The sequence below is a fragment of the Variovorax sp. 01T439_2 genome, from assembly GCF_056398445.1.
Genome location: NZ_JBFTPJ010000108.1, coordinates 1 through 14,832, shown reverse-complemented (window position 1 = coordinate 14,832; position 14,832 = coordinate 1). Strand labels below are relative to the sequence as shown.

The following is a 14,832-nucleotide window of genomic DNA, read 5'->3' as shown; positions in this document are numbered from 1 at the left end:
GGCCTGGCCCATGCTCACCTTGAGCGTGCCGGCGGGCTGGCCGTCGTCCTTCGAGAGCCCGGCCACCGCGTCCTGCAGCGTGGCAAGGGCACCGCCGATCTGGCCGAGAAAACGCTCGCCGCCCTCCGTCAGCGTGAGGCGGCGGGTGCTGCGCTGGAACAGCCGCACGCCCAGCCGCGCTTCGAGCCGCGCGACGTTCTTGCTGACCGCGGCCGGCGTGAGCCCGAGCCGGCGGGCGGCGGCCGAGAAGCTGCCGCTTTCGGCGCTCTGCACGAAGGACTGGAGGTGATTGAGCGGTTCCATGGGCCTATTTTCAATCAATAGTTGAATCTGATTGGACCGATTGATGGCTACCGCAACGGTAATGGAATCCCGACACTGAAGGTCTTCCACCTCACAACCGATAGGAAAACATCACCATGGCTCTCAGCAAATCCACTTCCCCCGTGCTCGCGGGCAAGGTCGCTTTCGTCACCGGCGGCTCGCGCGGCATCGGTGCCGCCATCGTGCGCCGCCTGGCCGAGGACGGCGCCGCCGTTGCCTTCAGCTAYGCSAGTTCSAGCGCSCCGGCCGASGAACTSGTGCGCAGCCTYSAGKCCGAAGGCGGCCRYGCSCTKGCGCTGAAGATCGACAGCGCCGAYGCYGCCGCRCTCACCGCCGGCATCGACGAGGCCGCGCGCAAGCTCGGCCGCRTCGATGTGCTGGTCAACAACGCCGGCGTCTTCCTGCCCGGCACCATCGACGATTTCTCGCTCGAGGATTTCGACCGCACGCTGGACATCAACGTGCGCGCCGTGTTCGTGGCGGCCAAGGCGGCCGTGCGCCACATGGGCGAAGGCGGCCGCATCATCAACATCGGCAGCACCAACGCCGAGCGCATGCCCTGGCCCGGCGGCAGCGCCTATGCCATGAGCAAGTCGGCGCTCAAGGGCCTGGTGCAGGGCCTGTCGCGCGACCTCGGCCCGCGCGGCATCACGGTCAACAACGTGCAGCCCGGCCCGGTCAACACCGACATGAACCCGGTCGACGGCCCCAATGCCGCCGCGATGCACGGCCTGATGGCGCTGGCCCGCCACGCGCGCCCCGAGGAAATCGCCGGCATGGTGGCCTACCTCGCGAGCCCCGAGGCCGCCTTCGTGACGGGCGCCAGCCTCAACATCGACGGCGGTTTCGCCGCTTGATGGCTACTCCGCGCGCTGGACGGCGGCAATGAGCTTGTCCAGGGTGGCATCGAGGCGGGCGAGCTCGTCAGCCTCGATGCCCTCGAACAGCGCGGCCTMGCGCTGCCGGCCCAGCATGCCGACGGTTTCGTGCAGCGCCTTGCCCGCCGCCGTGAGGTAGAGCCGGCTGCGGCGCCGGTCGGTGGGGTCGCCCAGGARCTGCACGCGCTTGTGGCGCTTCAGGCCGGCCAGGGCGCGGCTCACCGCCATCTTGTCGAGCCCGGTGAAATCGGCGATCTGCGTGGCATTGAGCCCCGGCTGCGCGCCGAGCACCGCCATGGCACGCCATTCGTTGAGCGTGAGGTGGTGCTCGCGGCCCACCTTCTCGTGGAAGGGCCGCGCCGTGAGGTTGACCACCCGCACCAGCTTGAAGAACAGCGGGTCCATGGCGCGGCGCGGTTCAGCCCAGCAGTTTTCTCGCCGCGGCCGCGATGGCTTCGGCGCCGACGCGCGATTGCGCCTCCAGCACCGGCGCATAGCCGACCGGAATGCGCGGCGCGCCGAGCCGCGCCACGCGGCAGCCCGTGGCCTCCGCGGCGCTGGCGGCAATCTCGGCACCGAAGCCGGCCACCTGCACCGCCTCGTGCACCACCAGCAGCCGCTGGGTGCGCGCGCACGACGCGAGCACCGTCTCGCGGTCCCAGGGCCAGAGCGTGCGCAGGTCGATCAGGTCGACCGCGATGCCTTCGGCCGCCAGCGCGTCGCAGGCCGCGGCGCAGGCCTGCATCTGCCGGCTCCAGCTCGCGAGCGTGAGCGCATTGCCTTCGCGCACGCGCCGCGCCTTGCCGAGCGGCACGGCGATGTCTTCGTCGACCTCGCCGCGCAGGCCCCACAGCGTCTTGTGCTCGATGTAGACCACCGGGTCGCCGCACGCGAGCGCGGCGCGCAGGAGGCCGTAGTTGTCCTGCGGCGTCGACKGGCTCACCACCACCAGGCCGGGCAGATGCGCGAACCAGGCCTCGAGCGACTGCGAGTGCTGCGCGGCCGAGGCGTCCCAGATGCCGCCGGGCATGCGCGCCACCAGCGGCACGCGGCCCTGGCCGCCGAACATGAAGCGGTTCTTGGCGGCCTGGTTCACCAGCTCGTCCATGCCGCAGAGCGCGAAGTCGACCACGCGCATCTCGACCACGGGCCGCAGGCCCGCGAGCGCCATGCCCACGCCGGCGCCCATGATCGCGGCCTCGCTGATCGGCGTGTCGATCACGCGCTCGTCGCCGAAGGCCTGCTGCAGGCCCTTGTACTGGCCGAAGATGCCGCCGCGGCCCACGTCCTCGCCGAGCACCACCACGCGCGGGTCGGCTTCCATTTCGCGCTGGATTGCGAGCACGGCGGCCTCGGAGTAACTCAAATCCTTCAATACCATTGGCCTGCCCCCGTGGTCTGCACGTCGGTGAACGCGGCACTCGGCTCGGGCCAGGGCGCCGCGTTGGCGATGGCGAGGGCGGTATCGACCTCGTCGCGCGCGGCATTCTCGATGGCATCCAGCGCCGCGGCGGCCACGCCCATGTCCAGCAGCTGCCCGCGCGCCCGCGCGATCGGATCGGTCTCGATCGCGGCCGCCAGTTCGGCCGGATCGCGATAGGCCGCGAGGTCGACCGACACATGCCCCTTCACACGGTAGGTCAGCGCATGCAGCAGCCGCGGTCCGCCGCCGCTGCGCACTTCGGCGACCAGCCGCGCGGCGGTTCCGTGCACCGCGAACACGTCGTTGCCATCGACCTGCGTGGCCGCGATGTCCATCGACGCGGCGCGTGCCGACGCGCCCTCGCCGGCCGTCATCGGGCCGCTCGCGGTGGTGGCGCTCCAGCGGTTGTCCTCGCAGACGAAGAGCACCGGCAGGCTGTACACGCGCGCCCAGTTCAACGCTTCGAGGAAGGGGCCGCGGTTGATGGCGCCGTCGCCGAAGAAGCAGACCGTGATGTCGCCATTTTTCCTGAGCAGCTTCTGCGCATGCGCCGCGCCCACCGCAATCGGCAGCCCCGCGGCCACCACGCCGTTCGCGCCCAGCATGCCGACCGAGAAGTCCGCGATGTGCATCGAGCCGCCCTTGCCGCCGTTGAAGCCGGTGGCCTTGCCGAACAGCTCGCACATCATGCGGGCGAGGTCGGCGCCCTTGGCCAGCGTGTGGCCGTGGCCGCGGTGCGTGGAGGTGAGGTAGTCGCTCGTGCGCAGATGCGCGCAGACGCCCGCGGGCACCGCCTCCTGGCCGGTCGAAAGATGCAGCGGGCCGCGCACCTTGGCGGCACCGGCGGCCTGCTGGCCATAGGCGCTCACGCCGCCCTGGCTCGCGGTTTCGGCGGCGTTTTCGAAGGCGCGGATGCGCACCATGGCGCGGTACAGCGCCGTGCCTGAATTGCTCGGGTCCATCTTGTCTCCAGCGCCTTTGACGAGGGCGTTCCGGCAAAAATCGTATCAAGCGTGACGATATCGCCTCACAGGGCTTACCCCTCTCATGCGCCGGCAGCGGAAGTCTGAGAATGATTCTCAAATGCATCGGTAGAATGGCGCCCCCGTCCGCACGATTCCTTTGCGGCTGCTGCCCCTGTCGACCGAAGCAGCGCCGGCCCCCAGCCTTTCCCATGCACAAGTTCTTTCTGGCAACGCCTCTCGCGCTCGCGGGGGCCTTTTCCCACGCCCAAACCACCGATCCCGCCGCCGATCCCGCCGCCGAGGCGCGCGGGCAGCTCGGTACCGTCACGGTGGAATCCAGCGCGACCACCGGCTTCGTCGCCAACACGGTGGAGGCCGGCACCTTCCGCGGCGCCGGCATCATGGACGTGCCCGCCACGGTCAACACCGTCACGCGCGAGGTGCTGGAGCTGCAGGGCGCGGCCAGCATCTACGAGGCGCTGCGCAACACGGCCGGCGTGACGCGCCAGCAGAACGGCGGCGACACCTTCGACCAGCTCGTGATCCGCGGCATCGCGGTGGAGAACCGCACGAACTACCGGCTCAACGGCTCGCTCGCAATTCCCAACGTCTCCGAGATTCCGATGGAGAACAAGGAGCGCGTCGAGGTGCTGAAGGGCGCATCGGCGCTCTACTACGGCTTCACCACGCCGGCGGGCATCGTCAACCTCGTGACCAAGCGCGCCGGCAGCACGCCCGTGAGCACCGTCGGCCTCACGCTCGACGACCGCGGCTCGGCGCAGGCGCTGCTCGACCTCGGACGGCAGTTCGGCGACCAGAAGCAGTACGGGCTGCGCATCAACGCGGCCGGCGGGCGCATCGGTTCCAACATCGACGGCGTGGACGGCCACCGCAGGTTCGTGTCGGCCGCGTTCGACTGGCGGGTCAACAGCCGGCTCACGCTGAAGGCCGACGTCGAGAACTACCGCAAGCGCATCACCGAGCAGGCCGGCATCACCCGGCTCGCGGCCGTCAACGGCGTGATCGCGCTGCCCGCCCTGCCCAACCCCGACAAGCTGCTCGGGCCGCCGTGGGCCGTGTTCGACGCCGAGGTCACCAACACGCAACTGCGCGCCGACTATTCGCTCGGAGGCGACTGGGCATTGACTGTGGAAGCCGGCCACTCCGAAGCCGAGCGCGACCGCCGGCTGGCAAGCTTCAGCAACTACAACGTGCTGACCGGCGCCGGCCGCATCACCGGCAACGACCAGAGCCTGAAGCAGACCTCCGACCTGCTGCGCACCGAGCTGTTCGGCACCTTCTCGACCGGCAGCGTGCAGCACGAGCTCACGCTCGGCGCCGCGCGCAGCAAGAAGACGCAGGACCCGATCTTCCAGCGCAACTACGGCGGCGCCGGCACCGTGCAGAACCTGTACAACCCGGTGCCCATCGGCTATTTGCCGCTGACGGCGCGGCCGGCCCGGCCCACCACCGGCGCCCAGGAGAGCGAGGAGCTCGGGCTCTATGCGCTCGACCGCATCACCTTCTCGCCGCAGTGGCAGCTGGTGGCGGGCCTGCGCCGCACCCACTACGAGAGCACGCAGGGCGCGGGCGCCACGATCCCGTCGCTTGCCTACGACGTGCGCAAGACCACGCCGCTCGCGGCGCTGAGCTACAGGTTCACGCCCGCGCTGGTGGGCTACGTCTCCTATGCGGAGGGCGTGCGCTACCGCGGACTTGAAATTTCGGCGCAGGGCCGCCTGACGCGCGCGCTCGCCTGGCAGCTGTCGGCCCAGTCGCTCGATGCCGAGTTCCGCGGCATCAACGCGCAATACAACGGCAAGATGCCCGAGAACACCGCCAGGCAAACGGCCAGTGCCTTCCTCTCGTACGACATTGCCGCGGTGCCGGGCCTGTCGGTCAACGCGGGCGCCTACTACACGGGGCGCCGGCCGGTTGACGACCTGAACCAGGCCTTCATCGGCGGCAACACCCTCTTCGGCCTGGGCGCGCGCTACGTGACGCAGCTGTTCGGCAAGCGCACGCTGTGGCAGGTCAACATCGACAACGTGGTCGACAAGCGCTACTGGGCGGCGGCCGGCACCCGGCTGGCCGTGGGCGCGCCGCGCAGCATCAAGGCGACGCTCAAGGTCGACCTTTGAACGCATCCGCAACAAGCAGCGCGGCCCTCCACATTCTTCGGCGGTTTTCCCCATGGCTCTCCTGAGACGGATCTGGTTCCAGATCCACTGGTTCATCGGCATCACGGCCGGAAGCGTGCTCGTCGTGATCGGGCTGAGCGGCGCGGTGCTCTCCTTTCGCGCGGAGATCGTCGACGCGCTCAATCCCGCGCTGCGCCACATTCCCAACCCCGCCGGTGCACCGGCGCTGCGGCCCGCGGCGCTCGCGGCGCAGGTGCGGGCGGCGGAGCCGGCACTGCGCATCGCCGCGCTCACGGTGTTTGCCGAAGCCGGGCGGCCGGCGCGCGTCAACTTCGCGCCGCGCGAAGGCCAGCGCCAGGGCGAGGTCCGGCTGATCGATCCCTGGACCGGCGCGCTGCTGCCCGTGCCCACGGGCGAGGCCTTCTTCGAATTCGCCGAGCACCTGCATCGCTGGCTGCTGCTGCCGCGCGACGCGGGCAAGCCCGTCACCGGCACCCTGGCCGCGGGGCTGCTGGTGCTTGCACTGTCGGGCCTCTACCTGCGCTGGCCGCGCCGGCCGCTCGCATGGCGGGCCTGGCTGAAGCTGGACTTCGCGCTGACCGGCCGCGCCTTTCTCTGGAACCTGCATGCGGTGGCCGGCACCCTCGCGCTGCTGGTGTACCTGGTCTCGAGCCTCACGGGCATCTACTGGGGCTTCGACGCCGTGCGCGCGATGGTCGACAACGCTGCGGGCGAAGGGCGCGTGGTCCGTGCGCAGGGCATGCAGGCCGGCGGCGCGCCCGCCAAGGCGCAGGCGGTGCCCGACCTGCAGCGCGTGTGGCAGTCCTTCCTCGATGAAACCGGCGGCGACTGGAGCCTGGCCACGCTGCGCCCGCCGGCGCGCAATGCGTCGCAGGTGGAAGTGACCTACCTGCGTGCCCACCCCGAGCACGAACGCGCACGCAACCGCCTCTACCTTGACGCCGCCACCGGCGAGCCCTCCCGGCACCAGCGCTACGCCGACAAGCCGCTGGCCGGCCGCCTGGTCAACAGCATCTATCCGATGCACATGGGCACCTACTGGGGATTGCCGGGTCGCATCGTGATGCTGCTCGGCAGCCTGGGCCTGGCGCTGTTCGCGGTCACGGGGTGGATGCTCTACCTCGGACGCCGTCGCACGAAGCGGGCCGCGCGCGAAGAGCGCACGCGGCTCGGTCCTGCGCTGCAGCCGGACGCGCCCGGCGCCGAGCCCGTGCTGCTCGCCTTTGCGAGCCAGACCGGCCAGGCGGAGCGCATCGCGCTGCAGACGGCCGCGGTGCTGCAATCGGCCGGTGTCGCGGTGGTGCTGCAGCCGCTGGTGCGCCTGAGCGTGGATGCGCTGCGGCGCTACCGCAAGGTGCTGCTGGTGGCCAGCACCTTCGGCGATGGCGATCCGCCGGACAGCCTGCGCGCCTTTGCGCGCCAGTTCGCGCTGCAGACCGGTTCTGGCCTGCAGCATGTGCACTACGGCCTGCTCGCGCTCGGGGACCGGCACTACGCCAACTTCTGCGGCTTCGGCCGGTCGCTCGACCGCGACCTGCGCGGCCATGGCGCAGAGGCGCTGTTCCCGATGATCGAAGTGCACAACGGCGATGCCGGTGCGCTGGCGCGCTGGCAGCACGCGTTGGCCGACGCCTTCGGCGTGCTGCAGCCCGGCGCATGGAAGTCGCACGAACCGAAGGCGGCGCCCTTCGAGCCCTGGCGCCTCGTGCGGCGAACGCTGCTCAATGCCGGCAGCCAGGGCGATCCGCTCTTCGAGATCGAGCTCGCGCATGCGGGCGCGGCCGCCTGGGCGCCGGGTGCGCTCGTCGAACTGCTGCCGCGCCAGTCCGGCCACGCCGTCGAGCAACTGCTGCGCCGCGCCGTCCTCGACGGGCGAACGCACGTGCGCTGCGATGGCCGCGCGTGCACGCTCGAAGATGCGCTGTCCCGCAGCGTGCTTCCGGCCGCGCCGGCGGCCAGCGCGCAGGCACTGGCGGACATCCTGGTGCCGCTCGCGCCGCGGCGCTATTCGGTGGCCTCGACCACGGCCGATGGCTGCGTGCAGCTGCTGGTGCGCCAGGCGCGCCACGCGGACGGCATGGGCGTGGCCTCGGGCTGGCTGACCGAGGGAGCGCCGCTGGATGCGCGGGTCGAGCTGCGCCTGCTGCCCAATCCCGCGTTCGCACTCGTGGATGACGAGGCGCCCTGCGTCTTCATCGGCAACGGCTCCGGCTTTGCTGGCCTGCGCGCGCATCTTCGCGAGCGCGTGCGCCGAGGCCACGGGCGCAACTGGCTGGTGTTCGGCGAGCGTCAGGCCGCGCACGACGCCTTCTGCGCCCAGGAGATCGCACAGTGGCAGGCGGCCGCGGCGCTCGAGCGCGTCGACCTGGTGTTCTCGCGCGACCAGGCCGAGCGCCTGTATGTGCAGCACCGGCTGCGCGAGGCGGCCAGCCTGCTGCGCCAATGGGTGGCCGAGGGTGCGGTGGTCTACGTCTGCGGCAGCCTCGAGGGCATGGCGCCGGGCGTCGACCTGGCCTTGCGCGAGGTGCTGGGACCATCGGCCTGCGACACGCTGGTGGCAGCGGGCCGCTACCGGCGCGACGTCTATTGAGCAGCTTCCCGCAGGCACTGCGCAAACTGCGCGGCGGCAGGCGGGCTGGCGCGTGGCTTGCGCAGCAGGAGGCCGACCTCGCGGTGGAACGTGAGCTCGCCGAGCGAGAGCATGCGAACACCCGCGGGCAGCGGAAGGTGCGCCTCGACCAGCGGAACGAGCGCAACGCCCAGCCCCTTGGACGTCATGTGGATGAGCCCGGCGATCTCGTCGAGTTCGATCGAATCGTTGACCGCGATGCCTTCGCGCCGGAGGAATCTTTCCACCATGCGGCCGCCGAATGATGCGCGGTCATAGCGCAGGAAGGGCTGTTCCTGGAGCAGCGCGCGCCAGTCCTTTCCCGGCAGTTTCTTGGGCGCGATGAGCACATACGGCTCCTGCACCAGCGGCTGCCACGCCAGCTCCGGAAGAATGCCGAACGGCGGCCGGATGATCACCGCCGCATCGATCGTTCCCGCGTCGAGTTCGTCCATCAGCCGCATCGACACGCCGGGCGACACATGCACGCGCAGCAGCGGCTGCTGCTTGCGCAGCCTTGCAAGCGCCCGCGCGACCAGCGTCGACTGCGCCGAGGCAATCGCGCCGATGCGCAGCAGCCCGCCGCTCGCGGCGTCATCGGGAAGCTCGCCGAGCTTGGCGTAGAGCGCGCAGATCTCCTCCGCGCGCGCCAGCGTCGTCTGGCCGGCCGCATTCAAGGTGGCCGAGCGCCCGGTGCGCTCGAACAGCGCGAACCCCAGGGCTTCCTCGAGCCGCTTGACCTGGCTGCTGACCGCCGACTGCGTCAGGCCGATCCGCTCTCCCGCGGCGGCAAAGGTGCCGTGGCGGCAGACGGCGATGAAGGTTCTGAGTTCGTTGATCATGAACCGAGCATCTCAAGAATCGATGCAAGGTTCAATGATTCATCGCGCCTCGTACGCTTCCATCGGCTTGTCGCTCGGACTGGCCCAGGCGGCCTTCGTCAACGCGCTGGCCGGCAGCCCGACCTTCGAGTTGTGCGGAGGAATGGGCTGCATGAACCACTTGTCGTAGAGCCGCGCGGCTTCTCCGCTCCTGGCCAGCGACAGCACGCTCTGGTCGACGAGCTTCTTGAACGCGGGGTCGCCCTTCGCAAGCATGATCGCGATCGGCTCGACACTGAGAACCTGGTCGAGCAGCTTGTACTGCGCCGGCTCCCTGCTCTTGGAGATCAGCGTGGCAAGGATCTGGCCGTCGGCCGCAAAGCCATCCACCCGGCCCGATTCGAGCAGCAGGAAGCCTTCGCTGTTGTCCTTGGCGAGCACTTCCGCGATCTCGCCCGCACCCTCGCGCTTGAGCTTCCTGAGGAGCTGGACGGAGGTGGTGCCGGTTGTCGCGGCCACCGCCTTGCCGGAGAACTGCGCGGGCGACACGATGCCGGAGGCCGCCTTCACGGCAATGCGAACCCCTTCAACGTAGAGCGTGGGCGCGAATGCCACGTCTTTCTGGCGCGCCGTGTTGTTGGTCGTGGTGCCGCACTCGATGTCGACGGTGCCGTTCTGCACCAGGGCAATGCGATTCTGCGGCGTGACCAGCTGGTACTTCACGTGGATCTTCTCGATCTGCAGCGCCCGGCCGATGTCGGCGACGACACGCTCGCAGACTTCGACGTGAAAGCCCGTGTAGCTGCCCGGCCCCAGCGTGAAGGACATGGCGCCCGAGGCGTCGCGCACGCCCATGGTGATGGCGCCGGACTCCCTGATCTTCTTCAAGGTGTCGGTTTGCGCACCGGCGCCTGCGGCGGACAGCAGCAGTGCTGTGGCGGCCGCGGCCGCAAGAAAGCGTCGTGTCTTCACGCGGCGCCTTCAGACGGCGAACAGCGAATCGAGATTCGCGAACGACTTCATCTCGATGGCATTGCCCGACGGATCGAGGAAGAACATCGTCGCCTGTTCGCCCGGCTCGCCCTTGAAGCGGATGTAGGGCTCGATCACGAAGCGGGTCTGGCGCGCCACCAGCTTGTCGGCCAGCGCCTGCCATTGGTCCATCGGGAGGATGGCGCCGAAGTGGCGCACCGGCACGTCGTGCCCGTCGACCGCGCTGCTGGCCTTGTGGCCGCATTCATCGGGGGCGAGGTGCGCCACGATCTGGTGGCCGTGGAAGTCGAAGTCGACCCATTCGGGCGCGCTGCGGCCCTCGGGGCATCCGAGCAGCTCGCCGTAGAAGGCGCGGGCTTCGGCAATGTCGCGGACGGGGAAAGCCAGGTGGAACGGAATTCTCGTGGGGGATGCATTCATGGCGGCCATCGGTCTGTGAGTTCAGGATGGCCCGGACTTTAAGCAGCGCGCCTCATAACCGAAAACGATATATTTTCTTGCTGAGCATCGATCTTTTCGATGCTCGATGTGCCCGGGGGCCGAGCGCATTCCCCCGGGAATTCCCGGGTGCCCAGCGCGCGGCCGCGATGGGATAGTTAGTTCGCCCTTCAAACTAACTAATTTCTTACACGGCGTTCTTCGCCGGGCACACCCTTCCAAGGAGAGACATCCATGCAACTCAAGCACACCCTGGCCGCCATGGCCTTCGGCCTTTCTGCCGTGGGCGCAGTGGCCCAGACCGTGGTCGGCGTGAGCTGGTCCAACTTCCAGGAAGAGCGCTGGAAGACCGACGAGGCGGCGATCAAGGCGCAGCTCGAGAAGCTCGGCGCCAAGTACATCAGCGCGGACGCGGGCGGCTCGCCCGAGAAGCAGCTGGGCGACATCGAGGGGCTGATGTCGAAGGGCGCCAAGGCGCTCATCGTGCTGGCCATGGACAAGGACGCGATCCTTCCGGCCGTCACCAAGGCCACGCGCCAGAAGGTGCCCGTGGTGGCGTACGACCGGCTGATCGAGGCGCCCGGCGTCTTCTACATCACCTTCGACAACGTCGAGGTCGGCCGCATGGAGGCGCGCGAGGTCTTCAAGGTCAAGCCCAAGGGCAACTACGTGATCATCAAGGGCTCGCCGAGCGACCCGAACGCCGACTTCCTGCGCGCGGGCCAGCAGGAGGTGCTGGACGCGGCGGTGAAGAAGGGCGACATCAAGATCGTCGGCGACGAATACACCGAAGGCTGGAAGCCCGAGGTGGCGCAGAAGAACATGGAGCAGATCCTCACCAAGAACGCCAACAAGGTCGACGCGGTGGTGGCGGCCAACGACGGCACGGCCGGCGGCGCGGTGGCCGCGCTCACGGCCAAGGGCCTGCGCGGCATTCCGGTGTCGGGGCAGGACGCCGACTTTGCGGCGCTCAACCGCATTGCGCTGGGCACGCAGACCGCGACCATCTTCAAGGACTCGCGCGAACTCGGCCGCGAGGCCGCCAGCGCGGCCATCGCGCTGTCGCAGGGCAAGCCGGTCGAGAAGGCCGCGCCCTGGAATTCCGGGCCGAAGAAGATCTCGCTGTCCTCGCGCCTGCTCACGCCGGTGCCGATCACGCGCGACAACCTCGACGTGGTCGTGAAGGCCGGCTGGATCAAGAAGGACGAGCTCTGCAAGGGCGTCCCGGCGGCCAGCGCACCCGCGGCCTGCAAGTAGCAGCAGCAAGCAGCGCAGCAAAGCCAATCCGCGCCGCACTGCCGCGTCCGGCCGGCCCATGGGCCGGCCCGGGCCGCCGCCGCGCACCTGTTGTTCCTTCGAGAGGACCTGAAAAATGAGCAATCCAACGCCAGGCTGGTGGCGGCGCACGGGCGTCGACCTGCGGCTCCTGCTGATGAGCGTGCTGCTGATCGCCATGGGGGTGGTCTTCAACGTGATGTCGGGCGGCGTGTTCCTGTCGCCCGAGAACCTCTACAACGTGGCGCAGCAGACGGCGGTGGTGRGCATCGTGTCGACGGTGATGGTGCTGGTGATCGTGGCGCGCCACATCGACCTGTCGGTCGGCTCGGTCATGGGCTTTGTCGGCGTGCTGATCGCGTACCTGCAATACACCTCGGGCTGGTCGTGGCCCGCGGCCTGCCTCGCGGGGCTCGCGGTGGCGCTGCTGGTGTCGATCTACCAGGGCTGGCTCACGGCGATGCTGGGCGTGCCCTCGTTCGTGGTCACGCTCGGCGGGCTGATGTCGTTCCGCGGCGCGGCCTTCCTGGTGGCCGACGGCAAGACGCAGCCCGTGAACGACGAATTCTTCCAGCGCCTGGGCGGCGGCTACGACGGCGGCATCGGCACCACCATGACCTGGGTGCTCGCGGCCTTCGTGGCGCTGGTGCTGTTCGCGCGCATGCTGCAGAAGCGCCGCGCACGCGCGCACCACGAAATGCCCAACGAGCCGCTGTGGCTGGAGCTGCTGCTGACGGCGGTGCCGGCGGCCGTGGTGTTCGTCTTCGCGGCGGTCATGAACAACTACCAGATCGCCTCGAAGGACGCGCCGCAGGGCCTGCCGATCCCGGTGCTGATCTGGGCCGTGGTGGCGATCGTGCTGTCGTTCATCGTGCACCGCACGCGCTTCGGCCGCTATGTGTTCGCGATGGGCGGCAACCCCGATGCGGCGGCGCTGGTGGGGATTCCGGTCAAGCGCGTCACGCTGATGCTGTTCGCGCTGCTCGCGGTGCTGGTGACGGTGGCGGCCATTGTGTCGATCGCGCGGCTCAATGCGGGCACCAACTCGCTCGGCACGGGCATGGAGCTGTACGTGATCGCGGCCGCCGTCATTGGCGGCACGGCGCTCGCGGGCGGCACCGGCTCGATCTTCGGCTCGGTGCTGGGCGCGCTCATCATGCAGTCGCTCGACAGCGGCATGCTGCTGCTCGACGTGCCGATCGGCAAGCGCATGGTGATCATCGGGCAGGTGCTGATCGTGGCGGTGGTGTTCGACGTGCTGTACCGGCGCAAGTTCGGGGAGAACTAGAGATGAAAGTGCGTTGGACAGAGCAGCCGTTGATCAGCGATACACCCAGAGCGTGCCCAGTGCACAGGGCACTGGGTGCTCCCCGCAGCGAAATCAAGGAGGAGCCGAAGGCGGGGGACATTCGCGGAGGGGAGTACCCGGTGGCCTGGGCACGCGCCCTGAACATCGGAGCCCCGCACGCAAAAAGCGCCGCACCGCAAAAGGAATTCAAATGACCACGGTCGACACCTCGCACCCCCTGGTCGAACTGAAGGAGATCCGCAAGKCCTTCGGCGGCGTGAAGGCCGTGGACGGCGTGAGCATCAACCTGCATCCCGGCGAAGTGGTGGCGGTGCTCGGCCACAACGGCGCGGGCAAGTCCACGCTCATGAAGATGCTCGCGGGCGCCTATCCGGTCGACTCGGGCGACACGCTGATCGCAGGCGAGAAGGTCCACATCCGCACGCCCGCCGAGGCGCAGGCGCTCGGCATCGAGACCATCTACCAGACCCTCGCGCTGGCCGACAACCTCGACTCCGTATCGAACCTCTTTCTCGGCCGCGAGAAGATGACGCGCTGGAACACGCTCGACGATCATTTCATGGAGGTGCAGGCGCGCAAGGTGTTCCAGCGCCTGAACAAGAACTTCACCAACATCCGCATTCCGGTGCGAAGGCTCTCGGGCGGGCAGCGACAGGTGGTGGCGATCTCGCGTGCGCTGTACTTCAACGCGCGCATCCTGATCATGGACGAGCCCTGCGCCGCGCTCGGGCCCGAGGAAACCGCGATGGTCGGCGGGCTCGTGAAGCAGCTCAAGGCCGATGGCGTCGGCATCTTCCTGATCACGCACGACATGCCCGACGTGTTCTCGCTGAGCGACCGCGTCGCGGTCATGAARAACGGCAGGCTCGTGGGCACCTACCGCACCGCGGACGTCACCGAAGACGAAGTGCTCGGCATGATCATCGCCGGCAAGCGCCCCGAAGGAAAAGAGCAGGCCCACAGGTGAACGAAGGCAGGGTGGCCCCGTGACCATCGGCGACCAGCAGCTGCTCAAGCGCATGAACCGCAGCGTGCTGCTGCGCCTCCTGCGCGCGCGGCCCGGCCTGTCGCGCGCACGGCTCGCGAGCGAGAGCGGCCTCACCAAGTCGACCGTGAGCCTGCTGGTGCGCGAACTGCTCGACGAGGGCTGGCTCAGCGAAGCCGGCACCACCGTTGCCGATGGGCTGGGACGGCCTTCGACGCCGCTGCGGATCAACGTCGGCGTGCGCGCGCTGATGGGCGTCGAGATCGCGGTCGAGACGGTGCGCCTGGTGTGCGTCTCGCTGCAGGGCGAGGTGCTGCATGCCGACACGCAGGTGCTAGCCGACAGCGCACCGGCCGGCGCCTGCGCGCAGGTCGCGCGCATGGCCGCGGCAGCGCATGGGCAGCTCAATGCACTGGGGCTGCGCCTGTCGAGCATCGGCGTCTGCGTGCCCGGCGCGGTGGACGACTGCACCGGCATGGTCCGCTTTGCGCCCAACCTCGGCTGGCGCAACGTGAGCCTGCTGCCCGCGCTGGAAGAAGCCTTTGCCGCGGCCGGGCTGCCGGGCGTCACGGTGCAACTGCAGAACGACGCCGATGCCGCCGCGCTCGGGCCCGAGGAAACCGCGATGGTCGGCGGGCTCGTGAAGCAGCT

General features: G+C 69.3%; 14 protein-coding genes. 7 read left to right on the top strand and 7 right to left on the bottom strand.

The features are described 5' to 3' along the window. The coding region (locus AC1DOC_RS07730) for a LysR family transcriptional regulator (protein WP_478129622.1) at positions 1-303 on the bottom strand (303 nt) is incomplete at its 3' end. Positions 304-419: 116 nt separating this feature from the next. Here AC1DOC_RS07730 and AC1DOC_RS07725 point away from each other — a divergent pair. After that, positions 420-1,181, top strand: coding sequence for an SDR family oxidoreductase (locus AC1DOC_RS07725; protein WP_478129621.1), 762 nt, complete (start codon positions 420-422; stop codon positions 1,179-1,181). 3 nt (positions 1,182-1,184) lie between these two features. Here the strand turns inward: AC1DOC_RS07725 and AC1DOC_RS07720 are convergent, their stop codons facing one another. Genes AC1DOC_RS07720 through AC1DOC_RS07710 form a run of 3 tightly spaced genes read right to left on the bottom strand, consistent with a single transcriptional unit; the run spans position 1,185 to position 3,587 of the window. Further along, positions 1,185-1,607: a MarR family winged helix-turn-helix transcriptional regulator gene (locus AC1DOC_RS07720; RefSeq protein ID WP_478129620.1), complete on the bottom strand. Its 423-nt coding sequence runs from the start codon at positions 1,605-1,607 to the stop codon at positions 1,185-1,187. Between the two features lie 13 nt (positions 1,608-1,620). Continuing rightward, entirely contained in the window at positions 1,621-2,583 is a 963-nt protein-coding gene (locus AC1DOC_RS07715) for an alpha-ketoacid dehydrogenase subunit beta (RefSeq protein ID WP_478129619.1), read from the bottom strand. Next, entirely contained in the window at positions 2,574-3,587 is a 1,014-nt protein-coding gene (locus AC1DOC_RS07710; RefSeq protein WP_369663740.1) for a thiamine pyrophosphate-dependent dehydrogenase E1 component subunit alpha, read from the bottom strand. Before AC1DOC_RS07710 ends, AC1DOC_RS07715 begins: the two co-directional genes overlap by 10 nt. 212 nt (positions 3,588-3,799) lie before the next feature. Here AC1DOC_RS07710 and AC1DOC_RS07705 point away from each other — a divergent pair, with 212 nt between their 5' ends. After that, entirely contained in the window at positions 3,800-5,731 is a 1,932-nt protein-coding gene (locus tag AC1DOC_RS07705; RefSeq protein ID WP_478129618.1) for a TonB-dependent siderophore receptor, read from the top strand. Positions 5,732-5,783: 52 nt separating this feature from the next. Beyond that, entirely contained in the window at positions 5,784-8,342 is a 2,559-nt protein-coding gene (locus tag AC1DOC_RS07700) for a PepSY domain-containing protein (RefSeq protein WP_478084353.1), read from the top strand. Here AC1DOC_RS07700 and AC1DOC_RS07695 read toward each other — a convergent pair. From AC1DOC_RS07695 to AC1DOC_RS07685, 3 genes are read right to left on the bottom strand one after another with little or no spacing between them, the layout of a single operon-like run. Further along, the gene (locus tag AC1DOC_RS07695) at positions 8,336-9,202 is read right to left on the bottom strand and encodes a LysR family transcriptional regulator (protein WP_369663737.1); all 867 of its coding nucleotides are present in this window, start codon (positions 9,200-9,202) and stop codon (positions 8,336-8,338) included. The two genes, AC1DOC_RS07700 and AC1DOC_RS07695, sit on opposite strands and share 7 nt — an antisense overlap. 39 nt (positions 9,203-9,241) lie before the next feature. After that, complete coding sequence (locus AC1DOC_RS07690; RefSeq protein ID WP_369663736.1) at positions 9,242-10,153, bottom strand: amino acid ABC transporter substrate-binding protein; 912 nt, start codon at positions 10,151-10,153, stop codon at positions 9,242-9,244. A 9-nt stretch (positions 10,154-10,162) separates the two neighbouring features. Next, positions 10,163-10,594 carry a VOC family protein gene (locus AC1DOC_RS07685; protein WP_278879865.1) on the bottom strand — a complete coding sequence of 144 codons (432 nt, stop codon included), beginning with the start codon at positions 10,592-10,594 and terminating at the stop codon, positions 10,163-10,165. A 252-nt stretch (positions 10,595-10,846) separates the two neighbouring features. Here AC1DOC_RS07685 and xylF point away from each other — a divergent pair, with 252 nt between their 5' ends. The 4 genes from xylF to AC1DOC_RS07665 all read left to right on the top strand — a co-directional run. Then, on the top strand, positions 10,847-11,869 hold the full coding sequence (xylF, locus tag AC1DOC_RS07680) for a D-xylose ABC transporter substrate-binding protein (RefSeq protein WP_015867772.1): 1,023 nt from the start codon (positions 10,847-10,849) through the stop codon (positions 11,867-11,869). A gap of 115 nt (positions 11,870-11,984) precedes the next feature. Continuing rightward, positions 11,985-13,175: a sugar ABC transporter permease gene (locus AC1DOC_RS07675; RefSeq protein WP_478129617.1), complete on the top strand. Its 1,191-nt coding sequence runs from the start codon at positions 11,985-11,987 to the stop codon at positions 13,173-13,175. A 211-nt stretch (positions 13,176-13,386) separates the two neighbouring features. Further along, on the top strand, positions 13,387-14,163 hold the full coding sequence (locus AC1DOC_RS07670) for an ATP-binding cassette domain-containing protein (protein ID WP_478129616.1): 777 nt from the start codon (positions 13,387-13,389) through the stop codon (positions 14,161-14,163). A gap of 19 nt (positions 14,164-14,182) precedes the next feature. Further along, the coding region (locus AC1DOC_RS07665) for an ROK family transcriptional regulator (protein WP_478129615.1) at positions 14,183-14,832 on the top strand (650 nt) is incomplete at its 3' end.